16 protein-coding genes are annotated in these 20,297 nt (G+C 62.8%); 5 read left to right on the top strand and 11 right to left on the bottom strand.

Translation table 11 applies throughout. The features are described from left to right. Positions 1-28 precede the first annotated feature (28 nt). Positions 29-1,450 (top strand): PHP domain-containing protein, encoded by a 1,422-nt coding sequence (locus AC07X9_RS23780; RefSeq protein WP_140159546.1) that lies wholly within the window; start codon positions 29-31, stop codon positions 1,448-1,450. Positions 1,451-1,503: 53 nt separating this feature from the next. On the opposite strand, the gene AC07X9_RS23775 is transcribed toward AC07X9_RS23780, so the two are convergent. The 3 genes from AC07X9_RS23775 to istA form a co-directional block, all read right to left on the bottom strand. Then, positions 1,504-3,705 (bottom strand): family 1 glycosylhydrolase, encoded by a 2,202-nt coding sequence (locus tag AC07X9_RS23775; RefSeq protein ID WP_036527622.1) that lies wholly within the window; start codon positions 3,703-3,705, stop codon positions 1,504-1,506. A 252-nt stretch (positions 3,706-3,957) separates the two neighbouring features. Beyond that, on the bottom strand, positions 3,958-4,686 hold the full coding sequence (istB, locus tag AC07X9_RS23770; protein WP_031304487.1) for an IS21-like element helper ATPase IstB: 729 nt from the start codon (positions 4,684-4,686) through the stop codon (positions 3,958-3,960). Next, positions 4,673-6,187: an IS21 family transposase gene (gene istA, locus AC07X9_RS23765; protein WP_021238707.1), complete on the bottom strand. Its 1,515-nt coding sequence runs from the start codon at positions 6,185-6,187 to the stop codon at positions 4,673-4,675. The genes istB and istA overlap by 14 nt, the downstream gene beginning before the upstream one ends. Before the next feature lie 239 nt (positions 6,188-6,426). Between istA and AC07X9_RS23760 the strand changes: the two genes are divergently transcribed. The 3 genes from AC07X9_RS23760 (at position 6,427) to AC07X9_RS23750 (ending at position 8,738) form a co-directional block, all read left to right on the top strand. Then, positions 6,427-7,503: a hypothetical protein gene (locus AC07X9_RS23760; protein WP_044663217.1), complete on the top strand. Its 1,077-nt coding sequence runs from the start codon at positions 6,427-6,429 to the stop codon at positions 7,501-7,503. A gap of 148 nt (positions 7,504-7,651) precedes the next feature. Then, positions 7,652-8,356 (top strand): DNA adenine methylase, encoded by a 705-nt coding sequence (locus AC07X9_RS23755; RefSeq protein WP_006954176.1) that lies wholly within the window; start codon positions 7,652-7,654, stop codon positions 8,354-8,356. A gap of 217 nt (positions 8,357-8,573) precedes the next feature. Continuing rightward, positions 8,574-8,738 (top strand): hypothetical protein, encoded by a 165-nt coding sequence (locus AC07X9_RS23750; RefSeq protein WP_021223002.1) that lies wholly within the window; start codon positions 8,574-8,576, stop codon positions 8,736-8,738. Between the two features lie 10 nt (positions 8,739-8,748). Here AC07X9_RS23750 and AC07X9_RS23745 read toward each other — a convergent pair whose 3' ends face one another. Then, positions 8,749-8,898 carry a hypothetical protein gene (locus AC07X9_RS23745; protein WP_172668332.1) on the bottom strand — a complete coding sequence of 50 codons (150 nt, stop codon included), beginning with the start codon at positions 8,896-8,898 and terminating at the stop codon, positions 8,749-8,751. Between the two features lie 146 nt (positions 8,899-9,044). Beyond that, complete coding sequence (locus AC07X9_RS23740) at positions 9,045-9,263, bottom strand: helix-turn-helix domain-containing protein (RefSeq protein WP_226998764.1); 219 nt, start codon at positions 9,261-9,263, stop codon at positions 9,045-9,047. A gap of 53 nt (positions 9,264-9,316) precedes the next feature. Between AC07X9_RS23740 and AC07X9_RS23735 the strand changes: the two genes are divergently transcribed. Next, complete coding sequence (locus AC07X9_RS23735) at positions 9,317-9,718, top strand: hypothetical protein (RefSeq protein ID WP_044663218.1); 402 nt, start codon at positions 9,317-9,319, stop codon at positions 9,716-9,718. Between the two features lies 1 nt (position 9,719). On the opposite strand, the gene AC07X9_RS23730 is transcribed toward AC07X9_RS23735, so the two are convergent. Genes AC07X9_RS23730 through traI form a run of 6 tightly spaced genes read right to left on the bottom strand, consistent with a single transcriptional unit; the run spans position 9,720 to position 20,294 of the window. Then, on the bottom strand, positions 9,720-13,079 hold the full coding sequence (locus AC07X9_RS23730; RefSeq protein ID WP_086485398.1) for a zincin-like metallopeptidase domain-containing protein: 3,360 nt from the start codon (positions 13,077-13,079) through the stop codon (positions 9,720-9,722). A 19-nt stretch (positions 13,080-13,098) separates the two neighbouring features. Next, complete coding sequence (locus tag AC07X9_RS23725; protein WP_054944723.1) at positions 13,099-13,350, bottom strand: conjugal transfer protein; 252 nt, start codon at positions 13,348-13,350, stop codon at positions 13,099-13,101. Then, positions 13,347-15,527, bottom strand: coding sequence for a DNA topoisomerase 3 (locus AC07X9_RS23720; RefSeq protein ID WP_086485397.1), 2,181 nt, complete (start codon positions 15,525-15,527; stop codon positions 13,347-13,349). The genes AC07X9_RS23725 and AC07X9_RS23720 overlap by 4 nt, the downstream gene beginning before the upstream one ends. Positions 15,528-15,531: 4 nt before the next feature. After that, on the bottom strand, positions 15,532-16,065 hold the full coding sequence (gene traF / locus AC07X9_RS23715; RefSeq protein WP_054944722.1) for a conjugative transfer signal peptidase TraF: 534 nt from the start codon (positions 16,063-16,065) through the stop codon (positions 15,532-15,534). Next, positions 16,062-17,954 carry a type IV secretory system conjugative DNA transfer family protein gene (locus AC07X9_RS23710; RefSeq protein ID WP_086485396.1) on the bottom strand — a complete coding sequence of 631 codons (1,893 nt, stop codon included), beginning with the start codon at positions 17,952-17,954 and terminating at the stop codon, positions 16,062-16,064. Before AC07X9_RS23710 ends, traF begins: the two co-directional genes overlap by 4 nt. 21 nt (positions 17,955-17,975) lie before the next feature. After that, complete coding sequence (gene traI / locus AC07X9_RS23705; protein WP_086485395.1) at positions 17,976-20,294, bottom strand: TraI/MobA(P) family conjugative relaxase; 2,319 nt, start codon at positions 20,292-20,294, stop codon at positions 17,976-17,978. Positions 20,295-20,297: the final 3 nt, after the last annotated feature.

Here is a 20,297-nt window from a genome sequence, read left to right as displayed (position 1 = left end):
TCCCCCAACTGGGTGACGCCGCGCGGCCGTGCCCCATGTTTGCAACAGAGCCGGTGCGGTGAATCTGATTTCACGACCGATATCAAAGCCCATTCATCAAACACCACCTTCATCAGGAGATCTTATGGTTAAGCATAGAAACTTCCGCGCAATGGTTTCCGCTCTCGCTATGCTCGCAGGGCTGTTCACCGCCGGAGAAGCTTCCGCCGAGTTCGTGACGCAATCCGATCAGCGGCCGCCGTCGCCCGCGCGTCTGATCTTCCCCGATACGAAGGACGGACATCATATTTTCGCCGGCGACCTGCACCTGCACACCGTATTCTCGGACGGCTCGGCCTGGCCGACGCTTCGCCTCGCAGAAGCGGCGCATGACGGGCTTAAGTTCGTGTCCTTCACGGAACATGACATCATCACGCCAAAGATCCGCGACACCGGCACCAACAAGAACCGCAGCTATGAAATCGGCCGCGCGTTCATCTCTTCGGGCATGCTTGGCCTCGGCGGCATGAAACTCTCGCTCGGGTCGGAGATCACGCGCGCGATCGGGCATTTCAATTGTCACTTCCTCAAGGATGCAAATGCGCTGAACCCGGGGAAAGTCCATTACAGCACCTTCAAGCAGACGGGCGGGCAGCTCCGGGTCGACTGGAACCGGACCAGCGCGGACGAGAAAGATCTGGAAGCACGGTTCCGCGAAGCGAAGCGGCAGGGCGCCATCTGCCAGTGGAATCATCCGACCATCCCCTCCTCCTCCCCTGGTGAGGCAGTGGTGACGCCGTTCCTCGAACGGATGTTTTCAGAGGGTCTGCTGTCGGGGATTGAGGTTGCGCAAAGCGATTTCATCCACCCCAGCGCGATGGACGTGGCCCTGAAATATAACCTCTATATCGCGGCGACTACGGACGCTCATCTCGGGACCGCGTTGGAGCAGGAGGCGGCGGGGATGGATCACCGCGTCGCCACCCTGTTCCTGACGCAGGGAGAGGATGAAGCGGCCTTCAAGGATGCGCTGGAAAAGCGTCGTACGGTCGGCCTCTTCCGCGACACTTTCTTCGGCACGCGCGAGAATGTTCAAACGGTGATGAACGCGGTCCTGAAGATGTCGTTCACCAAATATTCGCCGTCAGAGTTTCTGATCGGAAACTCAGGCGAGATGGAGATCGCGAATGCTGGCCCGATCGACGTCGAGCTTGAGATCGTTCAGCCGGACTTTCGCCTGCTGAACTATCCGCGCTTCGTGAAGATACCGCATGGATCGAAAGTCACGCTGAAGGCGCTGCGCATCGACGGCCCGAACTTCAAAGGCCTGAAAGTCCGCGTGATCAATTCGCTTGTGACATCGCGTGACCAGCTGGAATTTTTCCTGGAGGCGCAGCCGTTCGATCTGAACGCCATCACCGGCAAGGGTACGCTGAGCAACATCCCCGACGATCTCGACGGCTGGATGTAAGACGGCTGAATGTTCGGCGGCCATGGGTCTTCGGATCCATGGCCGTTTGCATGTCATGCAAGCTCGCGCACCGCTTGCTGCCTCTTCTCATGCCGCGCAAACTCGCCGAGGGCATCCGCAAGAGACGGCAGGTGCGCCCCGCGCCCCGTCGCGAGCGGTACGCGGGAGGGGCGTGGCGCCATTTGGTTCAGGCGGGCGCCCGGCACGGCGCGGATCAGATGCCGGGGCAGGTTCAGGCTGTCCGCGACGGCTTCCGCGAACTCTGCCCATGATAGCTCCGTCTCATTGGTGAGGTGCCAGAGGCCCTGCTCACCGTCGATCAGGAGGTCGAGCGCGACCCTGACGAGATGCGGCACATAGGTCGGCGTGATCCGCTGGTCCGCCGCGGCCTCGAACGGCTGCCCCGCCGTCAGGGCGCGAGCGACCGCGACGGCAAAGTTGAACTCGTCATGGGGAGAGAAGAAGGCTGCGGTGCGAACGATGAGATGCGTCCCCGCCAGGGCGAGAAGTCCCTCCTCCATGCGCGCCTTGCTCTCGCCATAGACGTTGCGCGGGTCGGGCGCGTCGGTTTCGACATAGGCCCCTTCCGCCTTGCCCCCGAAGACGAGGTCGCTTGAGACATTGAGGGTGGCAAGCCCCCGCTCCTCCGCCATCCGCGCAAGGCGGACCGGGCCGTCGCTGTTCGCCGCAAAACAACGGGCGGCATGGCTTTCCGCCTCGTCGACCCGTACCCAGCCGGCGGCGTTCACCACTGCCCAGGGATCGTGCCGGTCCAGCGCAGCCCCGATGCTGGCCTCGCTGGTGATGTCGAGCGCGTGCCGCGCCGTCAGCACATGCGGTATGTTGCGGAGCGTACAGGCCCGCGCGAACGCTTGCCCCAGGGTTCCTGTCGCGCCCATGATCAGGAGGGGCCGACCCATGGGCGCACGCTCCCTGCAACTGTCCGCCCGGTGCTGCACGGCCGGGGCAGGACGGCGGACGGCGGGATATTCAAGCCGGATCGGCCGACGCCACCAGCCCGGCTGCGCTGCAAGCGGATGCCGTGCAGCGCCAGTGGCCAGAGCCGTGCCGAGCGCTGCGAGAGCGGTCGCGCGCGGCGTTCCGCTACTGACGTCGAATATGCCCGGCTCATAGATGCCGGGGGCGGTCAGCAGCGTGTTCCATCCGCTACTGCCGAGCAGCGACCAGAGCGTGATCGCTCGCACGTCCACGCCCTCATTGCGCAGATCCTCGGCGCAATCCCACGCCTCCGCCAGCCAGCGCAGCTGCTCCTCGCGCGTGCAGCCATTATGGACTTCGGTGACCGCGATCGGGGTCGCATAGCGGTCCCACGCCTCCTCTATCACGCCCCTCAGACCGGGCGGGGGCGGCTCCAGCACCCGGATCGCCTCGACATCGGCATAGCGCTGCCCGTCATTGCCGCCATGCGCATGGGCGGGATAGCGCTGCATGCGATGGTCGAGGAACCGCTCGCTGGTCAGATAATGGTTGATGCCGATGATGTCTGGCGGACAGGGATCGGCCGCAATGGCCTCCAGCCTGTGCTCCAGCCCGTGCGCGGCCATGCGCCGCCACAGCGGATGACCGCGCCGTACGCGCCCGAACAGCAGGTCCCATGTCGCCCAGCGCCGGATATTCTCGAACGCAGCCTGCTCGCGCAACTCGGCAGTGGCGAAGGTGCGGCCGAGATCCTCCGTCTGAACGAGCCGCGCGGCGGGATTGACCCTGCGAATGGCCTGCATCGCGAGCCGGGTTCCGTCGATCTGGTTGAGGAGCGCGCGCCAGAACGCGCCCTCGTCGCGGACATGCGGATACCAATGGCCATAAAGCGCCGAAAAGCGCGCCGTGGTGAGCGGCTCATTGACCGGCGTCCACTGGTTGATCCAGGAATAGCGCTCCGCAACGCGGGCCGCGAAATCAGCGAGACCCCGCGCGAAACCGTCATCGTCGAGGAGATGCGTGTAGGAGGGACCGCTGCCGTGATGGACAAGCCCGGCAATGACGTCGATGCCATGTGCGCGCAGCCGGTCGATCCGCGCATCCACGCCCTGCCAGAGATGCTGTCCGGGCCGATCAGGCGCAATGCATTCCCATAATATAGGATAACGGATCGTCGTTATGCCGATGTCGGCAAATAGATTCAGATCGTCGATCCGATCATAGTGGCCGCATCGCTCGAACTGATCCTGATATGTATCCCGAACCCTGTTGATGGTGCACTCCGGCCCACCCCATAATTCCAGATGCCTCTTCATCGTACATATCTCCCAGACCTTCGCCAGAACGACTGACATGGATCAGGTTTCCGCTCTCGACTTGATATCTTGTGTGTCAAACGGCGTTCAAAAGGGACCCCCGATCGGCGTCGAAGAGGGACCCCCTTTTCAGATAATATGATGCTGGTTTGTTGAAGATGGCCTTGCGCTGCGTGCGGCGGAGGGCGGGCGTAGCCCGACCGGAGGCGCGCGCAGCGCAAGATAGATTTTTGAAGGCGCCGAAGGTGGCTGTCAGCTGCGGTTTTTGAAGCGCCAGCTGTCGTTGCCCGTCTCGACGATATCGCAGTGGTGGGTGACGCGGTCGAGCAGCGCCGTGGTCATCTTGGGATCGCCGAACACGGTCGGCCATTCGCCGAAGGCGAGGTTCGTGGTGATGATGACGCTGGTCCGCTCATAAAGCTTGCTGATGAGGTGGAACAGCAACTGCCCTCCCGAGCGGGCGAACGGCAGATAACCGAGCTCGTCGAGAACGATCAGGTCGAGCCGCGACAGCTGCGCCGCCAGGGTCCCGCCTTTGCCGATCCGGGTCTCCTCTTCGAGGCGTGTCACCAGATCGACGGTGTTGAAGTAGCGGGCGCGAGCGCCCCTTCGCACGACATTGGCGGTGATCGCGATGGCGAGGTGGGTCTTGCCTGTCCCCGTGCCGCCGACCAGCACGATATTGCGGCGAGGCGGGAGGAAGGAGCCATCGTGAAGGGAGCGGATCATCTCCTCATTGATCGGTGTGCCCTCGAAGCTGAACCGCTCCAGGTCCTTCACCACGGGCAGCCTCGCAGCCGTCATCCGATAGCGGATGGAGGCTGCATCCCGGTGGGTCGCCTCAGCACGGAGCAGGTCGGTCAGTATCTCCATGGTGGTGCGCTTGCGCTGGAGGCCGGTGGTGACCGCCTCGTCGAACGCCGCCGCCATGCCCTTGAGTCCGAGGCCGCGCATCGTGTCGATCATATCATGCCGCTGCATCATAGCCTCGCAGCAGATCATAGCGGGCACAGTCGGCGAGCGGAGGATGCTGCAGCATCCGGTCTTCCGAAGTGACGATGCTGTGGGGTGTCGCCGGCTCGCGGCGCCGGGAGAGGATGTTGAGGATCAGCTCGTCGCTGGCCGTTCCGTTCGCCAACGCTTCGCGCACGGCAGCCTCTACCGGCTCCAGGCCATCGGTGAGCACCGCCGAGAGGACCCGCACGAACCTGCGATCGGCCTCGTCCCCGGTGCCGAGCCTTCGCCGTAATCGGTGCAGGGCGGGCGGCAGATCCCAGTCCTGGAACGGTGCGCCGTTACGCAGCGCGCCGGGCTTGTGCGCGAGGACCGGCAGATAATGCCAGGGATCGTATATCGTGCGGTTCCGACCGAAGTGGCGCTCATGCTCCCCGACGATCGCATCGCCGCAGCGTATGACGATGCGATCGGCATAGGAGCGCACCTGAACGGTCCGGCGTGCGGCCGTCGACATGACCGAGTAGCGGTTGCGATCGAAGCTGATGAGGCAGGTGCCGGTGACGGCATGCTCGCTCTCATGGAAGCCGTCGAACGGTGCCAGGATCGGCTGCAGGGCCGGTCGCTCCATATCCAGCGCCTCGGCGACGGTAATATCCCCGCGTTCGGGATGGGCATGATGCTCGGCCCAGCGCCGGCACTCGGCCTCCAGCCACCCGTTGAGCTCGGCCAGGCTGGCGAACCGGAGCCGCGGCTGGAAGAAGCGGCCTCGGATTGTCTGGACCTGCTGCTCGACCTGGCCCTTCTCCCATCCCGCCGCCGGCGAGCAGGCGGTCGGCTCGACCATGTAATGATCGGTCATGATCAGGAAGCGGCGGTTGAACACACGCTCCTTGCCGGTGAACACGGCCGTCACCGCCGTCTTCATATTATCGTAGATACCGCGTCGCGGCACACCGCCGAAGAACGCGAACGCCCGGGCATGGGCATCGAACAGCATCTCCTGGCCCTCGCGCGGATAGGCCCGGACATAGGGTGCGCGCGAGTCGCAGAGACGCATATGCGCCACCTTCACCCGCATCGGCTTGCCGGCGATCTCCACATCCTCGTGGCTCCAGTCGAACTGGTAGGCCTCACCCGGCTGGAAGGTCATCGGGATGAACGCCGGTGCGCCTTCGCCAGCATCCTTCCGCCGCGCAGCACGCCAGCGCGCCGCATAGCGGCGCACCGCATCATAGGATCCATCGAACCCCTCGCGCACCAGCAGGTCATGGATACGCGTCATCCGTAGCCGATCGCGGCGGCCGCGACCTTCGTTCTCCTCAAGCAGCGCATCGAGACGATCCTGATAAGGACCGATCCGCGGCAGCGGCTGGACTTTGCGCTGATAGTTGAACGCCGCCTCCGGCGACCGGATCGCTTTGCGGACGACCTTCCGCGACAAACGAAGGTCACGAGCGATCGCCTTGATCGCCTTACCCGCTGCATGCTCACGCCGAATCCGAACCACTGTCTCCACGATCAACATCCCGTTCTCGCCAACTGATCAAAACCAGTCGGCCGACTAAATCCCCGGGATGAAGGGGTCCTTTTTGCACGCCGATCACCCCACGAAGGGGGTGCCTATTGCACGCTGATCCTCACCGAAAGTGCGAAAGCCCGGCCCTGTGTCGGGCTTTCTTATATTCGTGCTAGACCACGCTCCAACAAATAGTTCTGGTTCTCATAGACGCCTACGTCTATGCCGGATCTGACAGAGGAAGCGGGATGGCATTGGAACCTATCAGGGTATTGGAGTTCGCGGACGCCGATCGCGCGGACGTGCAACGGCGCGTGGTCGATGCCGTGCAAGCTGCGCCCGAACGGTTCCTGACGGACTATGCGGCCCGACCCGGCACTTTCGGGGGGCGCTACGTCTGTGCGGACGCCATGAAAGAGCTGCTTCCCGAATATACCGCCTCAAGAGAGGCCCGCGGCCGATACAACGCGCCCGTCCACAATGCCGCGGCCGTTCTGGCGGCCGAACAATACCGGCGCGTAGTGGCCGATAGCTCCGATCCGGCCCGCAACCTGGTGCTGTTCGTAACCGGGATGCCGGGGGCCGGGAAAACCTCTGAAATCCAGTATGCGGCGCTGCATGAAGGAAACCGGCTCGGCCGTGACGTGCGCGCGATCTTTGAGGGCCAGCTTGTCGATCCGCAAGCGAGCATCGCCAAGGTCGAACAGGCATTGAGCGCCGGATGCAGGGTCGGGGTAATAGCGGTGCTGCCTCGGCCAGAGGAGGCGCTTGCGCACACGTTCCAACGCTTTGAGGAGCTGGGCCGGGGTGCGAGCGCGGCCGTGATGGTGCGTATTCAGGAGGGCACGCCTGACGGCCTAGAGGCCCTTCTAGGTCGCTTTGGCGATCAGATTTCGGTTGCGGTCCATGACGTGCGCGATCGTGCGAATGTTCATCGCCTAGAAGGCATGGACGGTGTAAATATCTGGCGGAAGGAATTGGAAAATGGACCTGTCCAAGAAAGGCTTGAAAGAGAGTTCGACCGGCTCAACCAACTCGGCCGCGTCAGCGCAGATTGCGCCCTCCAATTCAAAGGACAGTCTCCCCACGGGCAACTTTACGCGATTGGAGGCCCTGATGTTGGTGGGAGCCTCGCACATGGCGACGGACGAAAAGCTACGCCGGAAAGTGGCCGAACGTCTCTCCTGAACGCGGCACGGGGAAGCTCGCTCGCCGGACTCTCCGACGCCCTCAAGACAGGCCAGAGCGAAAGCGACGGCAAAACCAAATCCAACGAAATCGGCCACGGCCTGCCTAAGCCGCCGTCGCCTCGGCGTTCCAGATGAACGCCCCCAGCCCTAACCTTCCGCTTGGTGTTAGCCGGGGAGCGTTGCGAGGGGCTGGCCCCTTGCTGTGGGGGTCGATCGGGACGCTGGGCGGCCCGATCGCAGGGGGACGCTTCCCCCGCCTGCCCCTTCTTTTCCAGTAGGTGCCATGACCGGCTATCTCGGCTCGAAACAGGTTTCGGGCGCATATCAGGCTGTGATTGCCAATATGCCGCCGCACGATACCTACATTGAGACGCATCTAGGCTCCGGCATCGTCCTCCGGCGCAAGCCTCCCGCTGCCCGCTCGATCGGCCTCGAAATTGATCCGGCTACCTTTGAGTGCTTCGGCTCGATCGCGGCAGAGGAATCGAGCGCGTTCGATGGCGCGGCCGTCGAAACCTACAACGTCGATTGCCTCGCCTTCCTGCGCGATTTCGACTTTTCGGCCGCTGGGCGCGTGCTGATCTATGCTGATCCGCCCTATGTCCTCGCCACGCGCTCCCATCCGGGCACGCGCTACCGCTATGACTATACGGAAGCGGACCATAGGGAACTGCTGGCCGTCCTCGATGCGCTGCCCGCCTCGGTGATGATTTCAGGCTATCCCTCGTCCCTGTATAGCGAACTGCTGCCCGCGCCGCGCTGGCGCGTCCTGTCCTATCAGGCCATGACGCGAGGCGGGCCGCGCACCGAATGTCTATGGATGAACTATGCGCCCGACGCGGCGCATTGGGCCACCCATGCCGGGGTGGATTTCACCGATCGCCAGAGGATCAAGCGCAAGGCGGCACGTTGGAAACGCATGTTTAGCGAGCTGCCTGCGGGCGAGCGAATTGCGATCCTCGCCGCGCTGCTGGAAGTGGACTCATAGCAGGCCAGCGCCGCACTCGTTGCCGTTGTGAAATGATTAACCAAAGCATCCTAGATCAGCCCTGCGACCCGAAGAACCTTTCTCGATCATTTAGGTTCTTTCACTGGACCCGGCTGCATTAGCTGTCGGGTCCATCTTTCTGCGCCGCCAGCTCGTCCACCAACATTTAACCAAGGCGGGCAAGGGTCCGATTACCGCTCCTGTGTCAAAAGAGGCGATGAACGGCGATAACAACAGGCCCTTTTCGCGCGGCGATTTGTCGGCGCTTCTGCTGCTGCTGTTCACGCTCGCCATGATGGCCTATAACTATCGGCATCCAGAGTGGGCGAGCCAAGGCGGCATATGGGCCTACATTGTTCCCCGCCACGGGACAGCATCATAGGCGTGCGCGCCTATCCGATGACTGAACGGACAAAGCGGACGATCGGCGGCCCAACGCCCGCGAGGAAGGCAAGCCCGGTAAGCGCCAGCAATCCCCAAAACTCGATGTGGATAAGCAAGTCGCTGCCGGAATCGTCGTTCGGATCGGGCCAGTCCTTCATGGCACCGGATGATTACGGCTCCGGCTCGATGCTGCAACCTCCTAAGCCAGCAAGGGGCTTCACCGGCCAGCATCATAGACGGGAACGTCTATGCCACCGGCGACATAGACGCGGGCGGCTATGCTGCAGCGCATAGACAGCGGCGACTATGCTTCAGCGGCCAACATTTCCGAGACAGGGCAACCGATCGCGTCCGCGAGCTGCGCCATAACATCCAAGGTCGGATTGGCCTTCCCGTTCTCGATAAACGAAATGTAGGAGGCCGTGACGCCGGTTTGCTCATGCAGCATCGCTTGCGACATTTTGAGGGCCTGCCTCCGCGCCCTCAACCGCTTCCCGAATAATTTGCTCAACGGGTGCGCCATATCGTCCAAACGTAGGTATATTGCCATTCTGGAACCTGCTTCGGAGTCGGGTGATGATGGACTTGAACGACGAACAATATCACCGCCTCCAACATGCTATAGCCCTCACGCGCGAAAGCCTCGCTATCGCGGCGGAGCTGGGCGACGATCTATCAGCCTTTCAACTGAAACACGCGCTCCATTCGCTGCATTACATTAGCGAGCTAGAGGCCGAAGGCCATGACGATCGGGAGCCTGTCACCCTGACCGTGGATGAAGCGGAGGCCCCGCGAACTGCGAGAACAATGCGAGACACGGACCTGAGCGATGAACAATATCGCGGCCTCCTCCACGCTATAGACCTCGCGCGGGAAAGCCTCGTTATCGCGGTGGAGATGGACGACGACATAACCGCCTTCCATCTCAAAACCGCGCTCCGTTCCCTCGACTATTCTAGGAAGCTGGTTTCCGCTTGATCTAGCGTCGAACGCTGCGGCGCTGGGCCGGTCGATCGTCTCCGATAACCGGCCCGGAACGCTTCCTTTCGCGTTCGTCGTCCAGCTCGATCCGGGGAGCCTCCCGCTCCTGCTGACGCGGGTTCTCGATCGCCGCCCTGATCTGGCGCACCACGCCTTCACGGCCCAAGCGGCTGTTCTGCTGCAAGTCGTTGAAGTCGGTGAAGCGTGCCGGGTCGGCCTGCTGCTCGCCGGGAGCGAAGGTCGGGAAGACCGGAACGCCGTTCACGGCCTGCGCCGCTTGGGTCGCCTTCTCCTTGCCGGGATTGTAGCCGAATTTCTCCAAGACGCGCTGATCGTCCTCGCCCATGATGAAAATCGGCTTGTCGGGGTAACGCTCGCGCAACGCGGCTGCGACGGCGGGAAGGTTGCCGGAATCGAACGCCGCGACGGTCGCATGGTCCACCACGCTAGAGACGGTCGCCATCGTCGCGTAGCCTTCGCCAATCATAATGCGCGGGGCCTTGTCGAGCGCGGCTAGTGCGGCCTGCGGCGTCACGCCCCCGTTGACCACATGGAAACAGCTTTCCTTGTGGCTCTCCTTCGCAAAACGCTTCGTGCCGTCTTCCTGAATATATTGCGTCGTCCAGTGCTTGCCGCTGGTGTCGATCGCCGGAAGGTGGATTGTATTATCGCTGGCGCTGGCGAGCGCGCCGATCGTCGGCGCAATGCCCTTCCTCTCCATGTAGGGCGTTGCCTGCTCGATCTGACGGCATTGCGCGGCGCGCTGCTGCACGCGCTCGGCCGTCGCGTCATATGTCGCCGTCCGTTCCCGATCGCGCTCCTCGCGCTTGGTGGCCGCCTCGGCGTTCAAGCGGGCCTTCTCCTCCTCGCTCAAGGTGTAGCCGGTGCTTTTCCAGCGCATATCCAGCCCTGAACGGTTGTTCTTGATATAGCCTGCGGGGTGGCCATCGGTGAACGCGACGTAGAAGCCCGCCGCCTCGCCTTTGCCGTCCCCCGCTGCGGGAACGCGGTGGGTCTTCCCGTCCATCATCGGGTGCCCTGCGGGAACCTCAAGGCCAAGGGATTTCATGGCGTCGGCAAACTCGACCTCCGGGCTTTTCGCCTCCTGCTGGCGCGGCTGATTGTCTATTTTCCAGCGCGCCAGCTTCTCCGGGTCTGCGCCCTCCGGCGCATACCAGCTCTTGCGCGCGGCATCCCATTTCGCGCCGTTGGCTTTGGCAAGGGTTCGTTCGCCATAAGGCACCGCCAGATATTCGCGCGTCTGTCGCGGGGTTTCCTTCATCGTATGCCCTTCCTGCGGCTGCTCCGGGGCCGTGGGGCGCTGCGCGCGCTCGCCGGGGAGCGATTGGCCTATATCTTCTGCGGGTGCCTCTACGGCGCTTGAAAGCCATTTCTGGAACGGCTCGACATTAGCGCCTGCCGGGACATACCATGATTTTTCGGCCTTATCCCACTTTGCGCCCAAGGCTTTCGCCTCGTCCTTCTCCCGATAGGGGACCGCAAGATATGTGCGGGTGGAAGGCGCTGGCGCGGCGTCCCGGTGGTCAGTCGCGTCAATGTCCAAGGATGGCGAATTGACCGCATAAAGCGGGGCCAAGCCCTGCCGCTCGCGGCGCTCATCGGCATATTGCTCCGCCTTCAAATTGATAAGGCGGGCAATCTCCTCCGGGTTCTGGTCGCGGCCATCAAAATCGCTGATCTGGTTCGGCCCAAGGGACAAGGCGATATAGCGGCGGCGCTCGCTATCGGCGGAATAGCCCGCCATAAGGTTTCGCTCGCCGTTCGGGGTTATCATCGTGCCGATCGGCCCGACGCCCTCAAATTGCCGTCGAACGGTGTGCATCGGCCCGCCACTATCAACCGGCTCCCAACCGTGCTTGTCGATCAGCGCGTGCAAAGTGCGGTCGGAATAGTGCTGCTGCGGGTCCGGTATAGAATCGCCTATGGCGGCAACGGCCCCGGCTGCGGCGGCCCATCTGTCGCCGCTATGGTCTGTCAGCCGCTCGACCGTAAACCCGGAATCATTAAGCGCCGCTGCAAGCGCCGGTCTGGCGAAGGCGGCCTTGATACGATCGTCCAGCTCCATGTTGAGGTCATCGGATATTACTAGGTCCGCTTCCTCGTTCCCATCGAAATGGGGGCCGTTCTGCCACTCCTCATAGGCTTGAACCGTCTCGGCCACGGCCGCGACCGCAAGCCGATCGCCCTCATCAAGATCATTCTGGCGCTGCTCCGGTGCCTGCTGGAAGTCTGGCGGCAAAGTCACGCGGAACCTATCAAAATCCTCGCGCGTAGCAGGCCGGATTTGATCTAGCGGACTGGCATAGAATGGCCCGTTAATCGGGTTGCGCCCGTCTATATTGCTGGCGAGGACGCCAAGCATCGTCATGCCCGGCTGCTGATAGCAAAGCGTATTCTCATTGCTGACGAAATATCGCGTATGGTCCTGCGCCTGCTCGACCTGCTGAATCAGCTTTTGTTCCAGCGCCAGAACATAGGTGTGAATCTTCTCGGCGTCCGATGCGGCGCGGACAATCTCAAGCGGGTCTTCCTCAAGGACTTTGATCCATGATCCGACATAGGCCGCGTGCTGCTCCGGGTCGTGGCCGATCTGCAATTCCTGCCCGGTTATGAGGCTCGCAATCTCGGCTCGCAATTCTTCGCGGGCATAGCCTTCCGAACCGAACGGGTGCGCCAAATCCCGGTCAAGGCGGTTGGGGTGGCCGGTCCAGTGCCCCAGCTCGTGCAGCGCCGTGGCGTAGAAGCGATCCGCGCTCGGAAACTGGCTGCGCAACGGCAAGGTGATGCTGTCGGTCGAAGGCCGGTAAAAGGCGCGGTCGCCCGCTTCTTCGGTGATTTTCGCGCCCGACGCCTGCAAGATGGCCTCGGCCCGGTCCACCGGATTCCACTCATGCGTAGTGGTGGCGATAGGTGGAAGCCCGTCGATCTGCTCGGCGTTGAACACCACGGCATAAAATGCGCGGGGCCGCTCAAGCTCGACCTTCTCTTTCCTCTGGCGGCCCTCGGCGTCCAGCACGGGCTTACCGCTCTCGTCCCGAACTACCCGTTCCTCCTCGAACTGCCAGTATTGGACAAGGGAGCCTTTCTCGCCCTTCCGCACCTGTGCGCCTTGGGCGGCGGCCTGCTTGTAGGTCAGCCAGCGATTATCAACCCGGCCCTCGGACATGAGATTGAGGACATTGACGCCGCGATAGCGTTTCCCGGTCGTTGGATTGAACGGCAATCCGCTGCTGCCGGTTGTCTCCCAAGGCTTCTGCCAAGGGGCGGTGCCCTGCTTCAACTGCTCTATCAGCTTGTCGGCAACCCGCTGGTGAAAGGGCTTCTTCTCCTCGGCCATGTCCTCGCCCTCCCCTAGATCAATTCGCGTTGCGCGCTGCCGCGATCAATTCGCCGCGTTCCGTGGCGATCGGTGCCGCGTCACCATCAAGCCCTTCCTCGGCCTCGCGCGCGTCGGCCTCGCTCATGGCGTCCTCGACAAAGGCCCCTGCCCGCTCTGCTTCCTCCGGGTCGAACTCGACAACCGCGCCGGGAATCTCGGCGTCGGCAAGTTTGCGCGCCACCAGCTCGTCAAGGGTGGGCGCGTCCTGCGCCTTGGGCTGATCCGTCATGCTCGTTCTCCTTTGCTGAAATCGGGCTGTCCCTTGTTGTCGAAATAGGTCTGCTTGCAGCCGGGATAGGCGCTGCAACTCCACCAGAAGGCCCCCTTCTTTTTCGCGGAAGGACGCCGCACTAGGCCAGCGCCGCACGCTTGGCATTTGTGCTGCTGCGACGGCACGGGCGCGGGAGCCTTCGCCAGCTCCGGCTTGCCCGCCTTGTCGTTGGCGGTGAATTTGCAGCCGTCGGCATAGCCGGTGCAGGACCAAAAATAGCCCTTGCTCCCTTTGATCCGGCGCAGCGGCTTGGAACATGACGGGCAAGGCGGCGCGTCGATCGCTATGGCAAGGCCCTGCTCTTTCACCCGTGCGACCTCGCGGCCGACATAATCGGCCAGTCCGCGAACGAATGTCATGGTATCGCTCTTGCCCTCGGCAATCGCGCGCTGCTGTTCGTGCCAAATGGCGGTCATGTCAGGGAACTTCGCCTGATCGGGCAAGGCGTCATAGAAGGCACGCGCCTGCGGGGAACTGACGATATTCTTGCCCTTCTCGACCAAAAACCCGCGATCGAAAAGCGTGGCTATGATGCTGTCGCGGGTCGCCGGGGTTCCAATTCCGCCATGCTCACCCGCCTTCCCCTTGTCCTTCTCGATCAGGAGTTTCCTAAGCCGCTCGTCCCGAACATATTTCGCCACCCGCGTTAGGTCGGTCAAAAGCGTGGCCATCGTATAGAGCGGCTTGGGCTTGGTTTCCTGCTGGTCGGCGCTGGCCGAAAGGCATTGCCCGGCCATGCCCGACGCGATCGAACGCAAGTCGGCCGAAAGGGTGTCCTCGTCCTCGGCAATATCCTCATTGCCTACATCGTTCTTATAGAGGACCGTCCAACCCGGCTTGGTCACAACCTTGCCCCGCGCGGAAAAGGCGTGGCCCGCAACCTCTATCTCGATTTCGGTCTGGTCATATTGGTTCGCGGGCCAGAACTGCGCGACATAGGCGCGCGCGATCAGCATATAGATACGCTGCTCCGGCTCTGTCAGCGCGGCAAAGTCGGCCGTGGCTTCGGTCGGAATGATGGCGTGATGCGCGGAAACCTTCTGCGAGTTGAAGGCCCGGCTTTTTATCGACGGGTCCGCGCGCTGCGCGATCGCTGCCAGCATCGGGACCGTCGCGGCGACGGCCGCCAGCACGCCGGGGGCGTCGGCGTGCTGCTCATCGCTCAAATATTCGCTGTCGCTGCGGTTGTAGGTGATAAGGCGATGCTTCTCCCGCAACGCCTGCGTAATGTCCTTCACCTGATTGGGCTTGTAGCCGAATTTCCGCGCGGCATCGGTTTGCAGCTTCAAGAGATTGTAGGGCAGCGGCGGCGCTGCCTCTTTCGCGGTGGTTTTGGCGCTGGCGATGCGAGCCGGTTGCCCCTGCACCGCCCCGGCTACGGCCGTCGCGAAATTGCGGTCGATCAAGCGGCGCTGCTCATCAACAGGGTCGCCCTCCCCGATCTGGTAACGCGCGGGGAAGGTCTGCCCGGCGAAACTGAACTGCCCCGATACCGTGTAGTAATGGCTCTTGGTGTGGGCCTCAAAATCGCGGTCGCGGCGGACGACAAGGCCCAAGATTGGGGTCTGCACGCGACCGACACTAAGAACGCCCTGAAACCCCCGCGCCTGCGCCGCGAGGGTATAGGCGCGGGTCATGTTCACGCCATAGAGCAAATCGCCCACGCTGCGCGCCTCGGCCGACGCGGATAACCCGGCATATTCGCGGTTATCCCGCATGGAGGCCAAGGCCCGCTGCACAACCTTTAGATTGTTGTCATTGATTAGCAGGCGTTGGACCGGCAACCGGCTTCCGGCCCATTGCAGAATCTCGTCAACGATAAGCTGGCCCTCATCGTCGGGGTCGCCCGCGTGAATGACGCTCCGCGCCGATTTGAGGAGTTTGCCGATCGTGCAGAGCTGGGCGCTCGTCTTGGCAACGGGCCGCTTTTCCCACGGGATGAAGCTGATCGGCAGCGCCGCCATGTTCCACGGGTCTTGCGGGTCCACTAGCTCAAGCATGTGGCCAATCGCCCACGTCACATAATGACGGCCGCAATCTATGAAGCCGTCTTGTCGCGCCCCTCCTCCAAGGCCCTCGGCAATGGCCCGCGCGAGTTCGGGCTTTTCGGCAATGACGATGATCTCTCCGCTCATGCCATCACCACGTCACTACGGGTTTGATGGAGGCGGTCACTTGCCGCGCGCTGATCGGCCCGAAATAGCGGCCGTCGAAAGAGGCCGCGCTGTCGCCAAGGACAAGGATTTCCCCATCGCCTAGCGTCCAAGCGGCATTGAGCCGGGGCAAGGCCCGCCCTGCCCCATCGGCAAGCTGCGGGGCGCTGTCGGGGACAAGGCGGCCGTTGATCCGCACGCCCTGCCCGCCAATCTCAACGCGGTCGCCTTTAGCGGCTAAAATCCGCTTCATCATTTCATAGCTTCCGCTGGGGCAGTCGCCGGGTTCGATGTAGCGCCTACGCAACGCCTCCAAAAAGGGCGGCGCTGCGGGCGGACAGAACGCCACAAGATCGCCCTTTTGCGCGGTCCCGCCCGTCGCCCGATAGACGCCTACCGGGATGCTCGGCGTAGCGTTGAAGCGAAGGCCCGCCGCCTTCGCGCCAAGCATGGCGATCATGGCCCCCGCCACGCCACAAACCGCATAGCGGCTGACCTTGGCGAAGCTCGGCCGCTTCATAGTTTGATCCTCCGGCCCCCTTCGGGCGGCTTCGGCGCGTGATTGCCCCTGATCGTGTCGCTCCGATCCGGCGCGGGAATCTTGGCGCGGGCACTAAAGGTCGGGTCTTGGAAATAGAGGGGCTGACGGCCATAGATCATGGGATAGCCTGCGACATAAATCAGCATGTCGCCCGCTTCGGAAATATCTCCGTCCGGGGTCTTCTTCGGCCCCGGCATCCTCATACACTCATCAGGCGTCAAAAGCGGGCGCTGGGTTTCCTGCACGGTCTTGGACACGGTGCCACCAAAGAAACCCCCGCCCCCGCGTCCGGTGCTTTTGGTGATTTGCTCTTTAAGAACGGTGGTCTGCCCGGTGAGTTTGGAAAGATGCTCGGCCGTCTCAACACGGTTGGGCGGATAGGCGTTCTGGATATGAGCGTTGGAGGTTATCAGCTCATCCGGCCCATAGCCGGTTTCCCGGCTCCTAAGCTGGTTGGTGTCCTGACAAATGAGATAGAATTTCAGGCCGTAGCCTGCGGCGAACGCCAAGGACTCCTGAATGATTCCAAGTTTCCCAAGGCTGGGAAACTCATCAATCATAAACAGGGCGCGGTGCTTGTAGCTCTGAACTACCCGGCCCTCCTCGAACTCCTGCTTGGGCGCAAGGATACGCACCATCATGTTGAGCATGACGCGGACAAGCGGGCGGAGCCGGTCCTTATCGGTGGGCTGGGTGATGATGTAGAGGCTAACCGGCCTCTCGCTGTTCATCAGGTCACGAATGAGGAAATCGGAAGTCGCGGTATTGGAGGCCACAACCGGGTCTTGATATAATTCTAGATAGCTCTGCGCGGTCGATAGAACCGATCCGCCCTCATCATCGGGGCGATTGAGCTGGGCGCGCGCGGCTTTGCCGACAACGGGATGATTTTTGCCGCCCGGCAAATGGCCGAACGTAAGCATTTCCTCCCAAACCTCCTGCGCGGGCCGAACCGGATCGGCCAATACGGCATCCACTTCGGCCAAGGTCGCCGCGTTGCCGCCATGCTTGGCTTTGTAGATGACATGCAGGATCACGCCTACCAGAAGCGCCCGCGAGGTCTTTTGCCAATGGCTTTCGACCCCCTTCCCGTCCGGGTCCACTATCAGCGTAGCGAGATTCTGAACGTCTGCGACTTCGTTGTCAGTCCCTACCCTGATTTCGTCCAGCGGGTTCCAGTGGGCGGAGCCGCGGGAGCTGGCCGGTTCAAATCGCATGACGATCTGGTTGGCGTGCTGCTTCCTCCAACCGGCGGTCAACGCCCATAGCTCGCCCTTCAAATCGGTGATGACGGCGCTATGCGGCCACGAAAGCAGCGTCGGGATGACAAGGCCCACGCCCTTCCCCGATCGGGTCGGGGCATAGGTTAGGCAATGCTCCGGGCCGGAATGGCGTAGATAGACCGTCTTCCCGTTCTTCTCCTGATATGCGCCAATATAGACCCCATCATTTTCAACGAGGCTGGCCGCGCGAATGTCCTCCATGTCGGCCCAGCGGGCCGATCCATGCAGATAGGCATTGCCCTTCCCGGCGTTCGATTTCGCCAGTTTGACAGCAGCGGTTATCAGGACGCCCACGCCGAAAACCACGGTGCCCACGCCCACGGCTTGCCCGAAGGCGGGTTTCAGCGCCGGAACCTCGCTCCATTTGCTGAACCATTGCAGGAAACGCCACGGGGCATAGATATGGCCCGCGTTCGGCCCCAAGGTAGCCTGATAGGCCATCTGGTGCGCGAACATCTGCGTTGCGCTCCATAAGCCTCCAAGGGCGGAACCGGCCACAAGGGCCGCCAGCAACGGGCGATTATCGCCCTTGCTTCCGCGCTCCCGCACTTGCGGCCCGATGGCTGTATTGCGCTTCTTTGCCATGCTTTGCCCTTCTCGCGGCCGTTACCGGCCGCGCCCCTTGCTTTTGACGGTGCCGTTGCTGGCAATCTCGATCGGCTCGCCAATCGCCAGCTTGCCCGCGCGGGCGGCGCTGCGCGCGTCCACGGGCAGCACAAGCATGTCAGCGCCATCTCTTAGGAGTATCAATTTCTGCCCTTCGATTTGTCGCGTCCCGGCGTAAATCAGCGGCCCATGATCGCCAGTGAACAGCCGATGCGCCGGTATATCCATTCCAATGTGACGCTTCGCATTGCGTTCCGCAATGTATTTATCCGCTGCGCTGGCCTGATCGTCGCTCACTCGCGGCCGATCGTCGTCCCGTCGCACAAGACGATCTGGCCGGGCTTTTTGGTCGTCCACGTCTGAATGAACATCACGCGGCAATAGCAAGCGACCTCGCTCGGCGTGCTGAACCACACCGAGTTGGGACAGGTCGCGCAAACTACCTCGGCTTTCGGGCGGCGGCTCTCGTCCAACGCGGCCAATGTTGGGCTTAACGGCGCGCTCGCTGGGGGCCTCGGCTCCTCCGGCGCTAGAATGTCCATTTCTGGCGGGCTGTGCGGGGCCAGCTCGAATGGCGGCGCTGCTGGCTCCTCCGCTTGCAAGGCCGGTTCCGGCGTCGGTTCCTCCGGCGCTGACGGCTCCGGGTCGGAATGTCCCGTTTCGACCTGGTGCTGTGGTGCTGGCGTCTCGTCCAGCGTCATTGACGGCGTTTCGCCCAGCAACGCCAGCGCCGCCTCTATCTCCTCGTCCAACGATTTGTCTGTCACGCGCGCGCTCCTCTTGCCTGATATTTTGACGCCGGGCCTCTAGATCGGGGTCCGCAAATGTGATGGGCATGGCCGATCGGGCGGCGGCTTCCACCACAAGGGCCTTGAATTGATCGCTGCCGCTGATCGCCAGCCTGTCGCCATAGCGTTCGTGCGCAAGCCGCAAGGCGGCAACAACGCCCTCGATCTGCGCCCCGCGCGATACATGCAGGCGCTGGCCATCATCGCGCACCGCTGCATTGGCGGTGCGATAGATGATCGTCCCGCGTTTCGTGATGTGGTCTTGCCGGATCGCTGCGGGGTGTGCTGCGCTCGGCATCGCCGCAATGTGCAGCGCATCCTTGGGAGCGGTGCGCCGTCCCTCCCGCGCGCGCAGGGCCTCAAGGGCGGTGCGGTCGCCCGCCTTGGCCTGCTCCTGTAGCCAGTCATTCCACCCGCGCCGGGAATTACGAGACGCGATGCGCTCCCGTTCCCGCCCGTGGGCGGCAACAATCTTCGCAATCGCGGCCTTGGTGGACCGGGCCGCCAGTGCGTAATTGAGGCGCTTAACAGCCGGGCCGCCACCTAGCAGCTTTATCGCCGCCCGCTTCGTCCTCCCGATGCGCTTCACCTGTTCAATGGCCGCGCGGCGCTTGGCTGCGGCCTCGGCCAGCTCGACCTTTCGGCGCGTGGCGCGCGTGCCCTGCTGGGCGCGGTAGGCAGCAAATAGGCCGCTGGTGTCGATACGGGAGGGCACGGGGCGCTTTTCATAGGTCTGTCGGGCTTTCGGTGCCCCCTCCCCTCCCCGCGCGCTCTGGAAGGCTCCCAAGCGTTTCTCTAACGCCCCTTTTGACAGCTCGCGCGCGATGGAACTGGCCTTTACGGTCGTTCCGTCCATCGCAGCGAATATCAGGCCGTTGCCGCGCGCCTGCACGGACAGGCCGAAGTCGGCCGCGATCTGGTGCAACTCGGTCCAGCTCGCGGCGGCCTTCAAGGGTTCGGCGCAATTCCGCTGCGCCCAGCCTATCAGGCTCTCCGTGCCCGCGATCTGCTCCATGTCCTTCGCGCGGTTTTCCCCGCCGCGCTGGTGGGCGTTGTGGTTGACGCGCTCCAAACCGTGACGGACCTCTAGCAGCTCGCATAGCTCGGCAAGCGTCCGATAATCCCGCAAGGGCGTATGGATCGTGTGGCGGGTCGGATGAATCTTGTTGATCGCCAGATGAATATGCGTGTGGTCGGTGTCGTGATGAACGGCGCTGATCCGCTGATGCTCGGCAAAGCCCAGCCCCGCGCAAATCGTCTCCTCAATATCGCGCAAGGCTTCCGCGCTCGGACTCTCGCCGGGAGGAAACGAAATTATGAGGTGATATGTCTTGTCCGAAGCCGCCCGCTGATTGGCCGATTGGACAAGCATAACGTCCTGTGCGGCATCTTCTGGCGTCTCGCCTCGGCAGTTGGTGACAGTCACCACGCCCACGCGCTCATCACGCCCCTGCGCGCTGGTGATGTATCGCACCAACCCGCCGAAATCGCTCTTTGCGGTCGCCTTCATGGGGACGTGTTTTGCAATCATCCG

This window comes from Sphingobium sp. GW456-12-10-14-TSB1, assembly GCF_059424385.1.
Note: the sequence above shows the minus strand (reverse complement) of the source record. Positions and strands in the feature narration are given on the sequence as shown.